Origin of the sequence: Lentzea sp. NBC_00516, from assembly GCF_036346835.1 — a bacterium.
GTDB lineage: Bacteria > Actinomycetota > Actinomycetes > Mycobacteriales > Pseudonocardiaceae > Lentzea > Lentzea sokolovensis.
Map to the genome: position 1 here is coordinate 9790562 of NZ_CP107840.1, position 18049 is coordinate 9808610.

Sequence of the window (18049 nt, forward strand, 5' to 3'; positions counted from 1 at the left end):
GGCGGCGCCCCCGACGGGGGCGCCGCCCTTTTCGCGTTACGAGGCCAGCATGTCCTCGATCCGTTGGTGCAGCGTGGAGAGCAGCTCGGTGGTGCCGCCCAGGACGACGAAGTTCACGGTCTCGTCGCGGACTTCCACCGCGTACACGGTGTCGCCGGCTCGTTCGACGCGGACAGCGATCGTGGTGTCACCGAGGTGCAGCGTGCCGGCGAGATCGCGCTTGGCGCCCGCGGTGGCGAACTGTTCGGCCAGGGAACGCAACGGGCTCGTGGTGGAGGCCTGTTCGGTCGTGGGCGCCACCTCGAGCTCGGTCGCGACCTGAGCGACGGACACCCGTTCCCTGCCCGCGGTCTCGGCCGCCTCGACCCGGCTGACGAGAGCGTCCACCAGACCTTCGTCGGTGCGCAGGAACGATGACGGCGCGGGAGCGTCACCTGTCAGCACCGGCAGCACGTGCTCGTCACCGTTCACTGCCAGTTCGTCCACGCTGGACACGAACGGCACGAAGAAACGCACTCGGGCCTCGGGCAGGCCGTCGCCCTCGAGCACGGTCAGGCCGCGTTGCCGGCACGCCTCGACCACCTCGTCGACCACGGTGCGCTGCTCTTCGGAGAACGACACGGCGATGTCGTAGGTCGCGGATTCGGTCACTCCAGCCTCCTCAGGTGTTGACCGGCCACCGGCCGGGTGCGCGCAGCATCCACTCCGGATGTTGACCAGAAGTGGATGAGGAGTGGACGTGTTGACCACCTCGGTGGGCAACGGGAAACACCTGTCATCACGAATTCTGAAGATGAATCCTCGAAGTAGCCCGCAGAACGGCGGGCGAAATCCCGAAATCAATTGCGATTTCCTTCGGAGGATTCGTCATGTCCAAAATCGCGTCCACTTTCGTCGCCGGTGCCACCACTCTGGTGACCGCGCTCGCCGTCGCCGCCGCTGTTTCCGGTGGCGGCACGGCGAACGCGGACGACAACCCGCCGCCGCCTCCCACCACCACGACCACCACGGAGACGCAGGACGGCGGCGGCAACCCGTGGCACGGATGACATAACCGCAATTGCGCCCTGGCCATTATTTGTCATGGCCAGGGCGATTGCGTCGTGCAGATTCTGGTGATGTACTCGGCTGACGCCGGAACGGGAGGCAATCGTGGCTGGAAGTTTTGGTGAGTTGCTGCGTGAACACCGCATCGCCGCAGGGCTGTCGATGGGGCAGCTGGCGAAGTTGATTCATTACAGCAAGGGCTATCTGAGCAAGATCGAGAACGACCTGAAACCGCCGACGCCGACGGTGGCCCGCCTGTGCGACGGTGTGCTCGACGTGGATGGGAGCCTGATCGAGGCCGCGATGCACGGCACCCCGGCGCTCGCCCGGCGTCAGGTGCTGGTGGCGGGCACGATGCTCGGTGTCGGCGCGCTCGCCGGCAACGGGCTCCGACTTGCCCCGGACGCTCAGGTGATCGCGGGGATGCGCACCTCGTTCGAGAACCTGCGGGCGCTGGGACTGCGCACCAGCCCGATGGTGATCATCGAGCCGCTGAAAGCCCTGCAGCACACGGTGCACGGGATGGCGCGGGAGAACACCGGGTCGATCGGCACGGGGTTGCTGAGGCTCGCCGCGCGCCTGTCCGAGTACACGGGATGGATGAGCCAGGAGGCAGGCGACGACCAGGCGGCGCTGTCGTGGACCAGGCAGGCCTCCGAACTGTCGCGCGCGGCGGGGGATCCGGACATCGCGAGCTACTCGTTCGTGCGGGAGGCGGGCATCGCGTTCTACCGGCAGGACGCCCGGAGCACGATCAACCTCGCCCAGCAGGCGCAGTGGATCGGCAACGCCGGCTCACGTGTCCTCGCACTGGCCGCACGACGTGAGGCACAGGGACACGCACTCGCCGGAGACCGCTATGCCGCCGAGAGCGCGTTCGACCGTGCCGTGCGACTGATGGACTCCGCGCCGCTGGACAGCCCTTATCCGGCGCTCGGCCCCAGCGCGCCCGATCCGCTCGAACTGGCCAGGGGATGGGCGTTGAGCGATCTCGGGCTCAACGCCGAGGCCGCCGTCGTGCTGGAGCGGCAACTCGCAGTCGTACCGGTCACGTCACGCCGCACCAGGGCGCGCTTCGGCACGCGCAAGGCGCTCGCCCAGGCGTTGTCGGGTGACGTCGACCAGAGCTGCCGGACGCTCACCGCCACTATCGACGACGCGGCGCACGTCGACTCGGCCACCGTCCGGACGGATCTGCGGCAACTGGCCAGGACCCTAGGCAGGTGGCACAACCACGCCGCGGTGCGAGAGGTCTACCCCGATCTGAAACGGCTCCTGACTTACCGCTGACCGCACACACATGCCATGGCCGCACGCTCGGCCGGCACCTCCTGCGCTTCCGGCTGGTCGAGCTCGGTGAACACGGCCTCGGCCGCGTTCCAGTGCGCCACCGCGTCGGAATGCCTGCCCAGCGCGTGCATCGTCCGTGCCACACCGATTTCGCCGTGGGACCGGTGCGTGCGGTTGCCCGTGCCGGTGGCCACGTCCAGCAGCGTCCGATAGAGGCGCAGCGCGCCGGCCAGGTCGCCTCCGTCGCGTGCCGTGGCGGCCCGGTCGCGCAGGAGCCTCGCGCGCAGGTCCGCGTCGGCCTGTCCTACCGCGGCGGCGGAGGCCAGTTCGTGGTGACGCAGGGCTTCGCCCAGCCGACCGGCGAGCCTGTGGGCGTCGGCGATGTTGGTCAACGCGTAGGCGGCCACGCAGGCATCGCCGAGTCCGACCGCGATCTCGTGTGCCTCCAGGTGGTCGGGGATGGCCTCCTCCAGCATTCCGAGGTGCTGCCGGTTCGCGCCGCGGTTGTTCAACGCGTGTGCCAATCCCTGCAGGTGGCCGATCTCCCGCAACATCAGCACGGCCTCGCCGTGTTGCCGCACCGCGATGTCGTACCTGCCGTGCTGTTCGTTGAGGTAGCCCAGCATGCTGAGCGCGTGGGCCCGGCCCCGGAGGTCCCGGCACTGCTCGTACCTCGTCAGCGCGGCTTCGAAGCGCCGCACCGCCTCGTCGTGGGCGCCGAGTTGCATCGCGGCCATGGCGAGCGCGCAGAGCGTCGCCGCCTCGCCCGCCACGTCGCCGAGCCGGGACCACCTCTTCAGCGCCTGTTCGGCGAACTCGAACGCCTCGCTGTGCCTGCCGAGCCGGTCGTGAGCGGTGGAGAGGCGCAACAGCACGTGTGCTTGGCCGTGGTCGTCCTCCGCGCGAACGGAGTCGACGGCCTCGATCCAGTCCTCGAACCGGTTCGCCGTGTTGAAGTGTCGCCAGATCAGTGCGGCCAGCCGCCACGCGTGCTCCGGGCCTGAACGCTTGATGGCGGCCATCAGGTTGTCGCGCTCGGAGGTGATCCACGCCAGCGCCTCGTCCTCGCGGGTGAACCGCAGACCGAGCGGGCTCGTGCGGTCCACCGACGGCTGGACGGTGCGGTCGAACGGGTAGGCCGAGCTCACCGCGCTGCTCAGCGACACGAGGTAGAAGTCGAGCAAGCGCACCAGAGCGTCCGCGGGCGGAGGTTCGAGAGCGGCGAACTCCTTGATCGGGTCGAGCATCTGGTACCTGTTCGGCGCGACCTCCTCCAGCAGACAGACCTCGTGCAGGTCGTCGAGCAGCCTGCGGGTGTCGGAGACGGTGAGCCCCGCGAGGGCCGCGGCGCCGACGAGGTCGACGTCCGGTCCCGGGAGGTGTCCGAAGAGCCGGAAGAGCTCCTGCTGCCGGTCGTCGAGTTGCCGGTAGGACGCCAGCACCGCGGCGTCCTCCCGCAGCGGTCCCTCCTCGTCCATCAGGCCGAGCAGGTGGTCGAGCGACCACCGGTCGTGCCTGCGCAGCAACGCCGCCGCGACCGTGATCGACACGGGCAGGTACCCGCAGCGCTTCACCAGGCCCGCGATGTCCGCCGCCCTGCCGCGCACCCGGAACGGGTCGGTCAGCCTCCTGAAGAGCGCGGAAGCGTCGGCTGCGGGCATCGGGGCCAACCGCACGTGTTCGCTGATGTCCGGCTCGCCCATCCTGCGGCTCGTGACGATGGCGAAGCAGTCACGCGCTTCGGGCAGCAGCGGCCGGATCTGCTCGGGCGACGCCGCGTTGTCCAGCACCACCAGCGTTTTCGTGCCGTAGAGCTGGGTCTGGTAGAGCGATGCCTTGCGGCCCACCGTGTCCGGGATCTGCTCGGCCGGCACGCCCAGTTCGGTGAGCAGCTGGCTCAGCGCGTCCGAAACGGACATCGCTGCCACGTTCGGCGTGAACCCGTTGAGCCGCAACAGGAGCTGGCCGTCCGGGAACCGGGGACGCAACCGGTGCGCTGCCTCGACGGCCAGGCCGGTCTTGCCGACGCCGAGCGCGCCGCTGATCCACACCGCGCGTCGTTCACCGGCGCCGGCGGCGGCCGCCTCGATCGTCTCCAGTTCGCTGGTCCGGCCGGTGAACCCGCCTGGGCGGGACGGCAGCGAACTGACCGGCTCACCATGCTCTGCCCGTGCCGCGAGCTTGCGCAGCGCCGATCCCGGCTCGTAACCGGCTTCTGCGAGTGCTGTACAGGCGTACTTGTAGACCCGAATGGCGCCCACGCCGTCACCGCCCGCGATCAGCGCGCGCATGAGGAGTTCGGCGTACCTCTGGTTGGCGGGGTCTTTCGGCAGGGCTCGGCGCATGCGGTCACGCGCAGAGCGGTGGTCACCTACGAGCAGTTGCAGTTCGGCCACGTCGCCCAGCGCGTCGGCGAAGCTCTCGGCCGGTGAGATCACCGCGGCACCGCCGACCCGGTCGATGTCGATGTCCTCCAGGAACCTGCCGCGCCACAGGTCGACCGCGGCGCGCAGCAGGTCGACGGCCTTGAGCTGGTCGTTGTTCCGCAGGGCTTGTGCGGCCTCCTCGCGCAACCGGTCGAAGCGCACCGTGTCGATCTGGGTCTCGTCGACGCGCAGCACGTAGCCGGTCGGTGTCGTGTCGATCGTGGCGTCAGTGTGTTCGAACGCCTTGCGCAGCTTGTTGATGTAACCGCGGACCAGCGTTCTGCGCTCGGGGTTGTCGGGCCACACGGTCTCTGTGAGCCGTTCGGGTGACACGGGCTTGTTCGCGTGCAACAGCAGGACGACGAGGATGAAGCGTTGTTGCTGGTCTCCCAAGGTCACGGAAGTGTTGCCGTGCCAACATTCCAACGGACCCAGCATACGAAATTCCACGCCGTCCTCCCGGTGCACGAGCTTCCATCTGGGTGGAATGTCGCGCAAAGGCCCGTTGGCGTGTCAGCGAATCAGCTTTTTGTCCACGTTTGATCAACGCGATCCGGTAACGGTGTCCGCACCACGCATCGTGCTGAGGGGGAAGTCGGATGGTTCTCGATGTGTTGCCGTGCTATCTCGTGTGCGACGTGTCGTTCTCGATGAGCGACCACATCGACGAGGTGAACGCCGGGATGCGCGAGTTCCGCGGCGTGGTGCACGCGGATCGGCACGCTACGGCCCAGATTCGGCTCTGCGTGGTCGTTTTCGCGGAAAGCCCGCTGGTGGTGCGGCCGTTGCTGCCCGCGCTCGACCCGGCCGAGGAGATCACGCCGTGCGAGGAGTCGGGTTCTGACTTCGGTTCCGCGTTCACCCTCGTGCGCACCATCATCGAGCGCGACGTGAACCGCCTCAAGACACAGCGGGTCCAGGTGCGAAGACCGCTGGTGTTCTTCGTCTCCGACGGCAGGGCGACCGATCCGGCATGGCCCACGGCGCTCGCGAGGCTCACCGCCACCACGCTGTGCCCGGAGATGGTCGCGTTCGGGCTCGGGGCGGTTGACCAGCAGGCGCTCGGCCGCATCGGCAGCTCGCGGGTCTTCCTCAGAGGCGACGGTGTGCGCCTGGGCATCGCGCTGGCGTCCTCAGTAGCGCGGACCGTCCTGCGACCGCAGCACGTCTGACCGATCCACGGTGTGTCCACTTCTCGTCCACACGCCCGCCGCAACCTGACTCCGCCGCACGTGAGCGAGCAAGGGGAGGAGAGCGGAGATGATGAAGAACCTGGTCCGTGAGCTGAAGACCCTCCGTAAAGGACGAGGCGTGCACGCCGGACGGATCGCGGACAAGATCGGCCCGGCGCTGGCGGCCGCCTGCGGGATCACCAGGGCCGACGGGTCGATCGCCGCGAAGCAGAAGCTGGTCACCCGGCTCACCGAGCTGGTCGAGCAGCTCCCGGAGGACCTCCAGTTGCCTGCACGCGCGGCGTTCGGCCTGACCCCCGACGTCCGGCACCCGCTTTACCAGGAGCGCGTCAGCTGGGTGGCGGCGGAGATCGATCGCGACTCCCGCACCGTGCGCCGCCGCGTCGACGAGGCGGTCGACCAACTGGCCGAGCTCGCCGCCACGACCGTGCGGCGCGACGACGGCGGTTGGCACACCGTGGAGCTCAGCGTCGCGGTGACACTGGACCGCGGGCAGCCGGAGGTGCTGGAGCGCTACCAGGTCTTCGTCGACCAGGACGGGGTGGACTCGCTGGAGTTCGCCTCGCTGTTCCCGGTGCTGGAACGGGACGTGGACGTGCAGTTGCTGTACGGCGGCACGCTGCGGGAACGTGGCGGTGTGGACCGTCGCGGTTTCACGCTCGTGCCGGCCGAGCCACTGGTGCGCGGTGAGACCCACGACTTCGCGGTCCGCTACCGGTTCGCTCATCGCGACGCCATGCACCCGTGCGTGTTGCACGTGCCCGTACGTCCGTGCGACGTGTTCGACCTGCGGGTGCGGTTCGAGCATGACCGCAAGCGGCTCGTGCGGGCGTTCGACGGGGTGCTGCAGCGGTCCGACGTCGAGCCGAACGGGCTGCAGCAGGCCGTGGACCGGGCCGGTGAGGTCCACCTGCGGTTCCGGCAACTGCTGCCTGGGCTGCTCTACGGCGCCCGGTGGGGGAGTGCGGCGGTGTGTTCGGCCCGCAGGGCCTCATGACCGGCGGGGCTCGTACCAGGTCTCGCCCGCCGGTTCGCCCGCCATGTTCCACGCCCAGACCCTGGTGGGCGTGATCCGGCAGTAGACGCCGGGGCCGACGATGCCGGTGCGGGCCTCCGGGTCGTCGGCGGTGCCGTAGACGCGGATCGCCCGCGCCACGAACGGGCTGAACGAGACCAGGTCGTCGACCACGAGCGACACCTTGCGGCGGCCGGCGGTGATGTTGCGGAACTTGCGGGTGTTCCTGACCTGGTCACCCGCACCGCCGACCCAGAGGTGCGTGCCGTCGTACTCGAACGCCAGCGGCACCACGTCGGGCCAGCCGTCCTCGTTGATCGTGGCGAGGCGGGCCAGGGGCTGTTCGCGCAGGTAGGCGATCTCTTCGTCGGTGAACATGCCCTCTATACGAACAGGAACGGGCGTTTTCGACTACTTGGCGTCGCTGCTGAACGTGAAGAGGCACCAGCCGTCGGACTCCTTCTTCAGGAACCCGCCCGCCCTGGTCTCAGTGCCGTTCAGCGTGTACCACAGGCGGGCCTGGCCGGAGTCCTCCGCCTTGGTCGTGGTGACCTTGTCGTGCAGCCGCAACTGCCCGCCCGCCGCGATGGCCTTCTCGGCCCACGTGTTGACCGCGCGGGCCGTCGAGCAGATGTAGAGACGGGCGGCCGCGATGTCCTTGGCGTTGATCGCCTTGGCGAACGCCTGCACGCGGCCCGTCGGGCTGTTCGGGTCCGGGTCCTGCGGCGGTTCCTGGGCGTCGGCCACCGGCACGAAGCCCATTTCGCAGACCACGTACCTGTTGTCCTCCTGGAAGAGCGCCAGCACCCCGCGCCGCTTCTCGGGTCCGCTGTCCGTCGGGTACTCGACGGACATGATCGCGACGGTCGAGTCCTTGTTCTCGTCGTTGTAGACCGGGTCGCTGGGCTTGATCTTGCGGACCTCGTCGACCTTGAAGACCGGCTTGGCGTCGCTCTTCTTCCTGGGGTCGAGCGGCTGGACGTCCCGGTACAGGATCTCCTCGGCTTGCGAGATGTCCTTGTTCTCTGCTTTGTTGCGGCCGTCCCTGCACACCAGCACGTTCACGAACTGGTCGATGTCGCGCCGGTTGAGCGCGTCCTCGACGGCCTTCGCGGTGCTTTCCGGCGTGGACTGGTCGACCGGGGCGGAGTTCGTGGACGGCTTCGACTTCATCCAGCCCGGCCAGAGCAGGCCCGTGCCGAGGACGCCGGCCGTGCCGAGCAGCAGGACCACCAGACCGAGCACGACGAAGACCACCGGGGACTTCTTCTTCGGAGGGCCGGGAGGCATCGGCGGCATGCCGGGGTGGGGCTGCCCCCATGCCTGCTGCGGCTGCTGACCCCACGGTTGCTGTGGCTCCTGCGGCGGTCCGGACTGGTAGGGCGGCTGCGTCACGACGATCAGTGTGGCGGAGCCGGTGGCGTGGTGTGGCCCGAACGGGCGAACGTCCACCTGACGCGTGAGGCGGACGGTCGACCATCGCGGTGGCGCGCTACGCGTGGGAACGGCCCTTCGTCTGGTTCGACGACGACTTCGGGCTCCACTCCGCGCGCCGGGAGGAGTTCGTCCACAAGCGACGGCACCTGACCACCGCGCTCATCCACGTCGATCCCGGTACCGGGATCTCGGCACAACACCTGAGTGAAGCCCGCGAAGCATTCGGCGGCAACCCCCGGGACGCCGAGAATTCACGGTAGGAGTCGAGAAGGTCTCAACCGGCGCGGCTGGCTTGACAACGAAAGCATCCCGAGCCAATCCTCCGCTGGTGCTGAAGCGAGGGAACGTCACGACGAAGTTGATTGGCGTCGGCGCGTTGGTGCTGGCGGTGGCCGCCTGTGGCGCCCCGCCCGCCAAGGAGACGCCGGCTGGTGCTGCCGGAACCGCGAAGTCGGCGAGTGAGCTCGGCGGCATGGACAAGCTGGTCGAGGCCGCCAAGAAGGAGGGCAAGCTCAACGTCATCGCGCTGCCCCCGGACTGGGCGAACTACGGCGAGATCATCAAGGCCTTCGAGGCCAAGTACGGCGTCAAGGTCGACTCCGCGCAGCCGGACGCGTCCAGCCAGGAGGAGATCAACGCCGCGAAGCAGCTCAAGGGCAACGACCGCGCGCCGGACGTGTTCGACCTCGGGCTCAACGTGGCGCTGGCCAACAAGGACCTGTTCGCCCCCTACAAGGTCAGCACGTGGGACGACATCGCCGCGGAGCTCAAGGACGCGGACGGTGCGTACTACGGCGACTACGGCGGCTTCATGTCGATCGGCTACGACGCCGCGAAGGTGCCGGCGCCGACGAGCGTGAAGGACCTGCTCAAGCCCGAGTACAAGGGCAAGGTCGCGCTCAACGGCGACCCGACGCAGGCCGGTGCCGCGTTCTCCGGCGTCATGATGGCGGCGCTGGGCAACGGCGGTTCCGCCGACGACATCGCCCCCGGTGTCGAGTTCTTCAAGCAGCTCAAGGCCGCCGGCAACTTCCAGCCGGTCGACCCGTCGCCCGCGACCATCGAGTCCGGTCAGACGCCCGTCGTCATCGACTGGGACTACACCAACGCCGCCCAGACCGAGAAGCTCAAGGGCAAGCTCGACTGGAAGGTCGTCGTCCCGGCCGACGCGCAGATCGGCGCCTACTACAACCAGGCCGTCAGCAAGGACGCGCCGCACCCCGCGGCCGCCCGCCTGTGGCAGGAGTTCCTCTACTCCGACGAGGGCCAGAACCTGTACCTGAAGGGCATGTCCCGCCCGGTGCGCCTGGACAAGATGGGCGACAAGGCGGACAAGGCGGCGAAGGACAAGCTGCCGAAGACCGAGGGCAAGCAGGTGTTCCAGACGCAGGCGCAGGCCGACAAGGCCAAGGCCGTTCTCACCGCGACCTGGGCGCAGGCCATCGGATGACCTCAGTCGCTCCCGTAGCGGCGGCAAAGCCCGGCGGTCCCACCCCGAACAAGGGTGGGGCCGCCGGTCGGCCATCTGTGGCCGCCTGGCTCGTCGCGGTGCCGTTCCTGGCGTTCGTCGGCACCTTCCTCGTCTACCCCACGGTGCTCGTGCTGTTCGGTGCCTTCCAGGACTCCAACGGCGCGTTCACGTTCGACAACCTCACGACCCTGTTCACGGGTGTCGTCTTCGACGCCTTCGTGCGCAGCATCGAGCTGTCCGCGCTCACCGCGGTCATCGGCGCGATCTTCGGCGCGCTGCTCACGTGGGCGATCGCGGTCGGCAACCCCGACGGGATGCTGCGCCGGATCGTCGTCGCGGGCAGCGGTGTGCTCGCCCAGTTCGGTGGCGTGCCACTGGCGTTCGCGTTCCTCGCGACGGTCGGCTTCGAAGGTCTCGTCACGAAGTTCCTGCGTGACAACGTTGGCATCGACCTGTTCGCCGGCAGCGCGTGGCTGTTCGACCTGCCCGGCCTGACGCTCGTCTACACGTTCTTCCAGATCCCGTTGATGGTCATCGTGTTCCTGCCCGCGCTCGACGGCCTGCGCCCGCAGTGGCGTGAGGCGAACGCGAGCCTCGGTGGCTCGAGCTGGACGTACTGGCGGCACGTCGGCGGCCCGATCCTGACGCCGCCGTTCCTCGGTGCGCTGCTCCTGTTGTTCGCCAACGCCTTCAGCGCCTACGCCACGGCCGCCGCGCTCGTCTCGCAGGGCAGTCCGATCGTGCCGCTGCAGATCCGCGGGTTCCTCACCGGCGAGGTCGTGCTCGGCCAGGAGAACCTGGGCAAGGCGCTGGGCCTCGGCATGGTGATCGTGGTCAGCATCGCGATGGGCGTGAACGTGCTGCTGCAGAAGAGGGTGGCCAAGTGGGTTCGCTAGTGAAGCAGCGCGTCCTGCGCACGATCATCCTGCTGATCCTCGGCGTCTACTTCATCCTGCCGCTGATCGCGATGGCGGAGTTCTCCACGCGGGGCAAGGGCGGCAGCCGCAGCCTGGAGTCGTGGACGTCTATCGTCGACGACGAGGGCCTGATGGAGGCGCTCGTCAACTCGCTGCTGCTGTCGGTGACGAGTGCGGTGCTGATGCTGGTGCTGCTCGTGCCGACGATGGCGTGGATCCGGCTCAGGCTTCCCCAGCTGCAACGGCTCGTCGAGTTCCTGTGCCTGCTGCCGCTGGCGATCCCCGCGATCGTGCTGGTGGTCGGCATGGCGCCGCTCTACGCGTGGGTGAACTTCTTCCTCGGCGACTCACCGCTGACGCTGACGTTCGCGTACACGATCCTGGTGCTGCCGTTCGCCTACCGCGCGGTCGACGCCGGTCTCGCCGCGATCGACCTGAAGACGCTGGCCGAAGCCGCGCGCAGCCTCGGCGCGTCGTGGTTCACGGTGCTGTGGAAGATCGTCGTGCCGAACATCCGCGTCGCACTGATCGGTGCTTCGCTGCTGTCGGTGGCCTTGGTGCTCGGCGAGTTCACCATCGCGTCGCTGCTCAACTTCGACACGCTGCAGGTGCAGGTCAACCTGCTCGGCAAGCGCAACGCGGGTGTGTCCATCGCGGTGTCGTTGCTGTGCCTGCTCTTCGCGTTCGTCCTCCTGTTCGCACTTTCCTACGTCGGCCAGCGGCGCCGTCAGACCGTGGTCGAGGAGTAAGCACATGGGTCATCTGGAACTCAAGGGCCTGCGCAAGTCCTTTGGCGGCAACATCGCTCTGGACGGTCTGGATCTGGAACTGGCCGAGGGCGAGCTCGTCTCGTTGCTCGGCCCGTCGGGCTGCGGCAAGACGACGGCGCTGCGCATCGTCGCGGGCTTCGAGACGTCCGACTCCGGCACGGTCACCGTGGGCGGCAAGGACATCACGAAGGTCCCGGCCAACAAGCGGGACATGGGCATGGTCTTCCAGGCCTACAGCCTCTTCCCGAACATGACCGCGGCGCAGAACGTCGCGTTCGGCCTGAAGCTGCGCAAGGGCGACACGAAGCGGACTTCCGAGCTGCTGGAACTGGTCGGCCTCGCCCACCTCGGCGGCCGTTACCCGCACCAGATGTCGGGTGGTCAGCAGCAGCGCATCGCGCTGGCACGCGCTCTGGCGATCCAGCCGCGCGTGCTGCTGCTGGACGAGCCGCTGTCCGCGTTGGACGCCAAGGTCCGCGTGAACCTGCGGGACGAGATCCGTCGCATTCAGACGGAGCTCGGCATGACGACTCTGTTCGTCACGCACGACCAGGAGGAGGCGCTCGCCGTCTCCGACCGGGTGGGTGTCATGTCGCACGGCAGGCTGGAGCAGCTCGACACCCCGTCCGTCGTCTACCGGGAGCCGGCGACGGCGTTCGTGGCGCAGTTCGTCGGCGTCACGAACAGCGTCGAGGCCAAGGCGGAGGGCCAGACCGTCGTGGTGAACGGTGTCACGGTGGCCGCGTCGCACGACCAGCCGTCCGGAAGCGACGTTCGTGTCATCGTGCGTCCCGAGGACATCGGAGTCTCCGCGCACGACGGCGACTCCAATGGCAAGATCGTGGGCGACGTGCTGACCCAGTCGTTCCTCGGGCCGGTCACGCGGATCTCGGTCAGGGTGGGGGAGCAGGTGCTGCGCATCGACCAGCCCTCCAACACCGCCTCCGCCTACCAGCCCGGCACGCGGGTCGCGCTCGACCTCAGCGAATCACGAATCATGGTGGTGCCGGGATGATCAAGAAGCTCCTCGCGCGCGACACGGCGGAGACCCACCGGGTCGCGACGCCGTTGGAGCTGCTGTTCGACCTCAGCTTCGTGGTGGCGGTCGCCCAGGCCGCCGCCTCGTTGCACCACGCGGTGTCCGAGAACCACGCGGGCGCCGGCCTGCTGGCGTTCTGCATGGCGTTCTTCGCGTTGTGGCTGCCGTGGCTGAACTTCACCTGGTTCGCCAGCGCGTTCGACAACGACGACACGCTGTACCGGATCATCACGATGGTCCAGATCGCCGGCGTGCTGGTCATCGCGGCCGGCATCCCGGCGGTCTTCGAGCACCAGGACTACCGGATCGTCGTCAGCGGTTACGTCGTCATCCGGCTCGCGATGGTCACGCACTGGCTGCGTGCCGCGCGGGACAACCCTGCGCACAAGGCGTGCGCGTACCGGTACGCGGGCGGCATCGCGGCCATGCAGGTGCTGTGGGTGCTGTGGCTCTTCGTGCCGCCGGGCCTCGCGCTCGCGCTCTGGGTGCTCGGCATGCTCACCGAACTGCTGATCCCGGCCTGGGCCGAGCGGACGACCGCCACGACCTGGCACCCGCACCACATCGCGGAGAGGCACGGCCTGTTCACGCTGATCGTGCTCGGCGAATCGATCCTGGCCGCCACCCTCGCGTTCCAGAAGGGCTTCGACAGCGGCGTCAACCTCATCTCGCTCGCCGCGGCCTCGCTGATCATCGTGTTCTCGGTGTGGTGGATCTACTTCGAGGCGCCGTCCCACCTGCTCAACCTGAAGAAGGCGTTCCTGTGGGGGTACGCGCACCTGTTCATCCTCGGCTCCATCGCCGCCCTCGGCGCGGGTCTCGCCGCCAGCGTCGACTACGACCTGCACATCGCGCACGCGCCGGGCACGACGGTCGCCGCGTTCACGACGGTGCCGCTGGCCGTGTTCCTCCTGTGCGTCTGGTACGTGCAGGACTGCCCCGGGCAGGCGGGGGTGCGCAAGTACCTGCTGCCGCTGGGGGCGCTCGCGGTGCTGGCGGCGACGTTCGGACCAGCGCCGATCCACGTCACGGCGGGGATCGCGCTGGTCCTCTGCATCGCGACGCGGCTGGTGCAGTCGGCCGATCAGCGCGTGGCGGCGTAGTTCCGCATCGCCTCGCTGGAGGCGGGGAGCCCGTACTCGCGGACCAGCATGCTGAAGTTGCCGAAGTTCTGCCCGTCGATCAGCCAGGTGCCGGGGGAGCCGGCGAGCCCGTCGACGAGGCGGCGCTGCCGGTCGTCCAGCGACGGGTAGCCGGTGCCTGACGGGAGCGCTCCCGCCGGGAACGCCAGGTGCAGCGCTTCCTTCACGACGTGGAAGGCGCTGCTGCCGGACACCGACGGGACGCGCTCCAGCAGCGCGTCGAACGTCCTGGCGGCGTGCCGGTCGCCGGTCAGCCGCAGCACGCCACCCGCGTAGGCGGCGAGGTTGCCTTCGAGGAACGGAACCCTGTCGCTGTCGGGAAGCGCACCGGCGGCGGCTGAGATCAGTTCGTCCACGACGTCGTCGGTCGCATCCCGGCCGTCGACGGTGGCCAGAGCGATCGCGGCGCCCCAGCGGGCGATCGGCCGCGGGTCGTCGAGCGTGACGGTGGGACGGCCGCCGAGCAGGCCCATCGCGACCGACGCGGTCGCCACCACCACACCCTCCTCGTCGCCCTCGGTGACGTTCGCCAGTGCTCGCAGGCTTTCCGGTGCGTCCTCGGGGAACCAGGCCAGCGCGTACGCGGCCATGCACCGCACCGATGGTTCCGAGTTCAGCAGTTCCCGGAACAACGGGACCCCGGCGCGGACGGCGTCGTAGGCCCGCACCCAGACGTGCGCGAACATTCGGTTCCGGTCCTCGTCGGACAGGCCCTCGACGTACCCGTAGTCCGCCTCGTCCTCGTCGAAGTCGTCGTCGCCGGGACGGGGTGCGGCGGCCAGGACCGCCTCGCCGCCGACGGCCGCCACGCGGTGATCGGCGACGGGAAGCCCGCCGGGCAGCCACATCTCGTCGGACCCGACGACGATCGAGGTGAGCAGGCCCAGCAGCTGCGGTTGCTCGTCGCACTCGGGCGCCGTCAGCACTTCCAGCAGGAACGGGATCGCGTACGCCGTGGCCTCGTAGATGGTGCCCTGGTGGTAGATGTTGCCGTGCAGCTCCCACAGCGCCTCCTGCCGGCGCTCGGCGTCGGGCGACACCAGATCGCGGATCTGATCGGGCACGTCGTCGGCGGCTCCGTAGGCGTGCGTCAGCCGGGCCCAGTCCACCTGATCGAGTTCGTTCAGCACAGAAGCAATCCTGTCAGGCCGGTACTTCGCCGGGTTCGCCTTGTTCTGACACGAGTGGTGCGATGATCGTCGCCATGACCGGTGTCCGTGAACTCCGCCTGGTCGTCACCGCTGACGACTACGAAGAGGCCCTGCGTTTCTACCGCGACGTGCTCGGCCTCGAGCAACGGGCGGCGTTCACGTCCGACGGCGGGCGGGTCACGATCCTGGAGGCCGGCCGGGCCACGCTGGAGATCACCGATCCGCCGCACGCCGAGTACATCGACCAGGTCGAGGTCGGCAAGCGCGTCGCCGGGCACGTCCGGGTGGCCTTCGAGGTGGACGACTCCGCCGCGGCCACCCGCGCGCTGGAAGCCGCCGGTGCCGAGGTGATCGCGGAACCGACGCGCACGCCGTGGAACTCGCTCAACGCCCGGCTGGCCGCGCCGGCCGGGTTGCAGCTGACGTTGTTCCAGGAGCTGGGCGAATAGATGACGATCTCCGCTGCCGGGTACCGCGACCTCGCGAACCGGGACGTGCTGGCGTGCGCCGTGGTGACGGTCGCCGCGAAGTTACCGATGTCGATGACGCCGCTGATGATGGTGTTCCTGACCAGGGGACTGCCCGGTGGGTACGTGCTGGCCGCGTCGCTGGTCGCCGTCTACGTGCTCGGCGAGATCCTCGGCGCCGCGCTGCTCGGGCTCTTCCTCGACCCGTCGCGGATGCGCGGGCAGCTGTCGATCGGGCTGGTCGTCGGCGCGGGCGCGTTCACGACGCTGGCGCTGACGCAGAACGTGACGGTGCTGGCGGTCGCGGCGTTCGTCGCGGGCGCCGGGCCGTCGACGACGCCAGGCGGACTGCGGGCGATGCTGCTCGGGCTGGTGCCGGACTCGCTGGTGCCCAAGGCGATGGGCTTCGACGCCATGATCACGCAGGTGGTGTGGGCGGTGGCGCCCGCGCTGGTCACCGTGCTGGCGCTGAGCGTCGACCACCGCGCGCCCGTCGTGGTGTCGGTGTCGCTGGTCGTCGTCGCGGCCTGGCTGGTGTTCATCCTGCCGCGCGGGCACGTGACGTCCCGTTCCGGCACGGCGAAACCTCGTGTCGTGGCGTCGGCCTGGCCGATCTACCTCGTGAGTGCGGCGGCGCTGGCACAGCTGGCGGTCGCGGAACTGGTGCTGCCCGCGTTGCTGGAGCACCGGGGGATCGGGATCGGCTGGATCGGACCGCTGCTCATGGGTTTCGCGGCGTGCAGCGCGCTCGGCGCGGTGCTGTACGGGCTGCGGCCGTGGCCGGGATCGTTGCGCACACAGGGTTTGGTGCTGCTCGTCGTCACGGCGACGTGCGTCGGCGCGCTGGCGTTGTTCCCGAACCTGCCGGGCATCACGGGCGCGTTGCTCGCGGCCGGGCTGTTCCAGTCCGGCGTGCTGGTGACGCGCAGCCTCGCGTTGCGCGAACGGCTTCCGGTCGGCGCGCACGCGGCGGGGTTCTCGATGATGTACGCGGTGACCGGCGCGGGCTACGGGCTCACCGCCGTCGTCGCCGCGTGGGCGATGGACGTCGGCTCGCCGGTCTGGGCCGTTTTCGGTGGTGTGGCGGTGACCTTGGTCCTGACAGCAGTCAGCGCGGCTGCCGAACGCCGGCAACCGCGCTGATCTGAGAGGGAAGCGTCTACCCGCGGTAGAAGTTCCCCTGGGTCTGCACGTTCAGCTCGTCCGTGCGGAACAGCTTCGCCACGAACGTGCGCGGGTCGCGCATGTCGATCACGTCGAAGCCGCGGCCCATCTCCGAGGAGTAGATGTAGCCGTTGTACCAGTAGGTCGACCAGGTGCCGCCGCCCTGGAGGTTCGGCATCGGGCCGCGCTCGAAGAAGCCGATCTCACGCGGCTTGGCCGAGTTCGTGAAGTCCCACACCGAGATGCCGCCCTGGTACCAGGACTGCACCATGATGTCCTTGCCGGGCACCGGGATCAGCGAACCGTTGTGCGCGACGCAGTTCTCCGAGTCGCCCTGCATGCGCGGGATCTTGTAGTAGGACTTGAAGACCAGCTTGCGGTTCTTGCCCTTGCCCACGATGTCGTAGATGCCGTTGGCGCCGCGGTTCGGGCCGATCTTCTCGTTGCACGTCGCCGCGCCGCCGCCACCGAGCTCGTCGGTGAAGACGACCTTGGTGCCGCTGTTGTTGAAGGTCGCCGAGTGCCAGAACGCGAAGTGCTTGTCGTCCTGGACGCGGTTGATCTCCACCAGGTTCTCCCTGTTGGAGATGTCCCAGAGGACGCCGTCACCCATGCACGCGCCGGCCGCGAGGTCGAGCTGCGGGTAGACGGTGATGTCGTGGCAACCGGTGGTGGCCGAGGTGTAGCCGGTCTCGATGTCGCCGGGCTGGCCGGGGTTACCGCCGTCCGGGAAGAGCACCGGCGCCTTGAGCAGCGAGGCCGAGGCCGGGTTCTTCACGGGAACCTTGACGATCGAGATCTTGTCGTGCGGCGGCTGGCAGTCCGGGAACGTGGCGTTGGGCGAGTAGGAAGAGACGTAGAGGTACACGTCCTTCTTGTTCTTGCTCGGCACCATCGTGTGGGTGTGCGAACCGCAGGCGGTCTCGACGGCCGCGACGTACTTCGGGGCCTTCTTGTCGCTGATGTCGAAGACCTTGATGCCCTCCCACGCGTCCTTCTCCGTGGCGGGCTTCGTGACGCTCGCGCAGGAGTTGTCGCTGCGGGACGAGTCGGTCGACAGGAACAGCAGGTTCCCGTACACCGAGATGTCGTTCTGCGAACCGGGGCACAGGACCGAGCTCGCGATCTTCGGCGCCTTCGGGTTGCGGACGTCGTAGATGGTGAAGCCGTTGTAGTTGCCGACGAACGCGTAGTTGTCCTGGAACGCGATGTCGGTCTGGGTCGAGTCGAGCGGAGCCTGCTTGTCCAGGTGGGAGACCAGGACCATGTTGCGGCTACGACTGATCTCGTCGACGCCCGGAATGCCGTTGACGCCTTCCGCCTGCGCCTCGAGCTGAGCCTCCGACAGTCCCTTGCCGTCAGCGGGAAGGTCGGGCTCGGCGAACGCGGGCGCGGTCAACGTTGACAGCGTCAGCGCGAGCGCCCCCAGAACCGCCAACGGCGCTCTGCGCCGCCGGGCCGTTGCGCTAGAAGTCACAGCTGTACCCCCTCGGTACGGGTTGGTGAGGGGGAGTATGACC

At 68.7% G+C, this 18049-nt stretch carries 18 protein-coding genes; 12 read left to right on the top strand and 6 right to left on the bottom strand.

Going from position 1 to position 18049, the window contains the following annotated elements; genetic code table 11:
• Positions 1 to 36: 36 nt before the first annotated feature.
• The gene (locus OG205_RS45590; RefSeq protein WP_330273946.1) at positions 37 to 651 is read right to left on the bottom strand and encodes a hypothetical protein; all 615 of its coding nucleotides are present in this window, start codon (positions 649 to 651) and stop codon (positions 37 to 39) included.
• A gap of 218 nt (positions 652 to 869) precedes the next feature.
• On the opposite strand from OG205_RS45590, the gene OG205_RS45595 reads away from it, so the two are divergent.
• Positions 870 to 1049 (top strand): hypothetical protein, encoded by a 180-nt coding sequence (locus OG205_RS45595; RefSeq protein WP_330273947.1) that lies wholly within the window; start codon positions 870 to 872, stop codon positions 1047 to 1049.
• Between the two features lie 103 nt (positions 1050 to 1152).
• Positions 1153 to 2337 (top strand): helix-turn-helix domain-containing protein, encoded by a 1185-nt coding sequence (locus tag OG205_RS45600; protein ID WP_330273948.1) that lies wholly within the window; start codon positions 1153 to 1155, stop codon positions 2335 to 2337.
• On the opposite strand, the gene OG205_RS45605 is transcribed toward OG205_RS45600, so the two are convergent.
• Positions 2328 to 5162 (bottom strand): AfsR/SARP family transcriptional regulator, encoded by a 2835-nt coding sequence (locus OG205_RS45605; RefSeq protein WP_330273949.1) that lies wholly within the window; start codon positions 5160 to 5162, stop codon positions 2328 to 2330. The genes OG205_RS45600 and OG205_RS45605 overlap by 10 nt on opposite strands.
• Positions 5163 to 5362: 200 nt before the next feature.
• On the opposite strand from OG205_RS45605, the gene OG205_RS45610 reads away from it, so the two are divergent.
• Positions 5363 to 5935, top strand: coding sequence for a vWA domain-containing protein (locus OG205_RS45610; RefSeq protein WP_330273950.1), 573 nt, complete (start codon positions 5363 to 5365; stop codon positions 5933 to 5935).
• Positions 5936 to 6023: 88 nt separating this feature from the next.
• The gene (locus tag OG205_RS45615; protein ID WP_330273951.1) at positions 6024 to 6953 is read left to right on the top strand and encodes a hypothetical protein; all 930 of its coding nucleotides are present in this window, start codon (positions 6024 to 6026) and stop codon (positions 6951 to 6953) included.
• On the opposite strand, the gene OG205_RS45620 is transcribed toward OG205_RS45615, so the two are convergent.
• Together OG205_RS45620 and OG205_RS45625 are read right to left on the bottom strand one after the other, a co-directional pair.
• Positions 6948 to 7349: a PPOX class F420-dependent oxidoreductase gene (locus OG205_RS45620; protein ID WP_330273952.1), complete on the bottom strand. Its 402-nt coding sequence runs from the start codon at positions 7347 to 7349 to the stop codon at positions 6948 to 6950. The two genes, OG205_RS45615 and OG205_RS45620, sit on opposite strands and share 6 nt — an antisense overlap.
• Positions 7350 to 7382: 33 nt before the next feature.
• Entirely contained in the window at positions 7383 to 8366 is a 984-nt protein-coding gene (locus OG205_RS45625; RefSeq protein ID WP_330273953.1) for a hypothetical protein, read from the bottom strand.
• A gap of 89 nt (positions 8367 to 8455) precedes the next feature.
• Here OG205_RS45625 and OG205_RS45630 point away from each other — a divergent pair, with 89 nt between their 5' ends.
• From OG205_RS45630 to OG205_RS45655, 6 genes are all read left to right on the top strand, one after another.
• The gene (locus OG205_RS45630) at positions 8456 to 8668 is read left to right on the top strand and encodes a hypothetical protein (protein ID WP_330273954.1); all 213 of its coding nucleotides are present in this window, start codon (positions 8456 to 8458) and stop codon (positions 8666 to 8668) included.
• Between the two features lie 68 nt (positions 8669 to 8736).
• Positions 8737 to 9858: an ABC transporter substrate-binding protein gene (locus OG205_RS45635; RefSeq protein WP_330273955.1), complete on the top strand. Its 1122-nt coding sequence runs from the start codon at positions 8737 to 8739 to the stop codon at positions 9856 to 9858.
• Entirely contained in the window at positions 9855 to 10775 is a 921-nt protein-coding gene (locus OG205_RS45640; protein ID WP_330273956.1) for an ABC transporter permease, read from the top strand. The genes OG205_RS45635 and OG205_RS45640 overlap by 4 nt, the downstream gene beginning before the upstream one ends.
• Positions 10763 to 11545, top strand: coding sequence for an ABC transporter permease (locus tag OG205_RS45645; RefSeq protein WP_245822219.1), 783 nt, complete (start codon positions 10763 to 10765; stop codon positions 11543 to 11545). Before OG205_RS45640 ends, OG205_RS45645 begins: the two co-directional genes overlap by 13 nt.
• A 4-nt stretch (positions 11546 to 11549) precedes the next feature.
• A complete protein-coding gene (locus OG205_RS45650) occupies positions 11550 to 12581 on the top strand; it encodes an ABC transporter ATP-binding protein (RefSeq protein WP_330273957.1) in 1032 nt (343 codons plus the stop codon).
• Positions 12578 to 13708 (top strand): low temperature requirement protein A, encoded by a 1131-nt coding sequence (locus OG205_RS45655; RefSeq protein WP_330273958.1) that lies wholly within the window; start codon positions 12578 to 12580, stop codon positions 13706 to 13708. Before OG205_RS45650 ends, OG205_RS45655 begins: the two co-directional genes overlap by 4 nt.
• On the opposite strand, the gene OG205_RS45660 is transcribed toward OG205_RS45655, so the two are convergent.
• Positions 13690 to 14877, bottom strand: a complete 1188-nt coding sequence (locus tag OG205_RS45660) for a HEAT repeat domain-containing protein (protein ID WP_330273959.1) — start codon at positions 14875 to 14877, stop codon at positions 13690 to 13692. The two genes, OG205_RS45655 and OG205_RS45660, sit on opposite strands and share 19 nt — an antisense overlap.
• Positions 14878 to 14951: 74 nt before the next feature.
• On the opposite strand from OG205_RS45660, the gene OG205_RS45665 reads away from it, so the two are divergent.
• Entirely contained in the window at positions 14952 to 15347 is a 396-nt protein-coding gene (locus OG205_RS45665; protein WP_319979067.1) for a VOC family protein, read from the top strand.
• Positions 15348 to 16508 carry an MFS transporter gene (locus OG205_RS45670; RefSeq protein WP_330273960.1) on the top strand — a complete coding sequence of 387 codons (1161 nt, stop codon included), beginning with the start codon at positions 15348 to 15350 and terminating at the stop codon, positions 16506 to 16508.
• A gap of 16 nt (positions 16509 to 16524) precedes the next feature.
• On the opposite strand, the gene OG205_RS45675 is transcribed toward OG205_RS45670, so the two are convergent.
• A complete protein-coding gene (locus tag OG205_RS45675) occupies positions 16525 to 17796 on the bottom strand; it encodes an LVIVD repeat-containing protein (protein ID WP_330278377.1) in 1272 nt (423 codons plus the stop codon).
• Positions 17797 to 18049 lie beyond the last annotated feature (253 nt).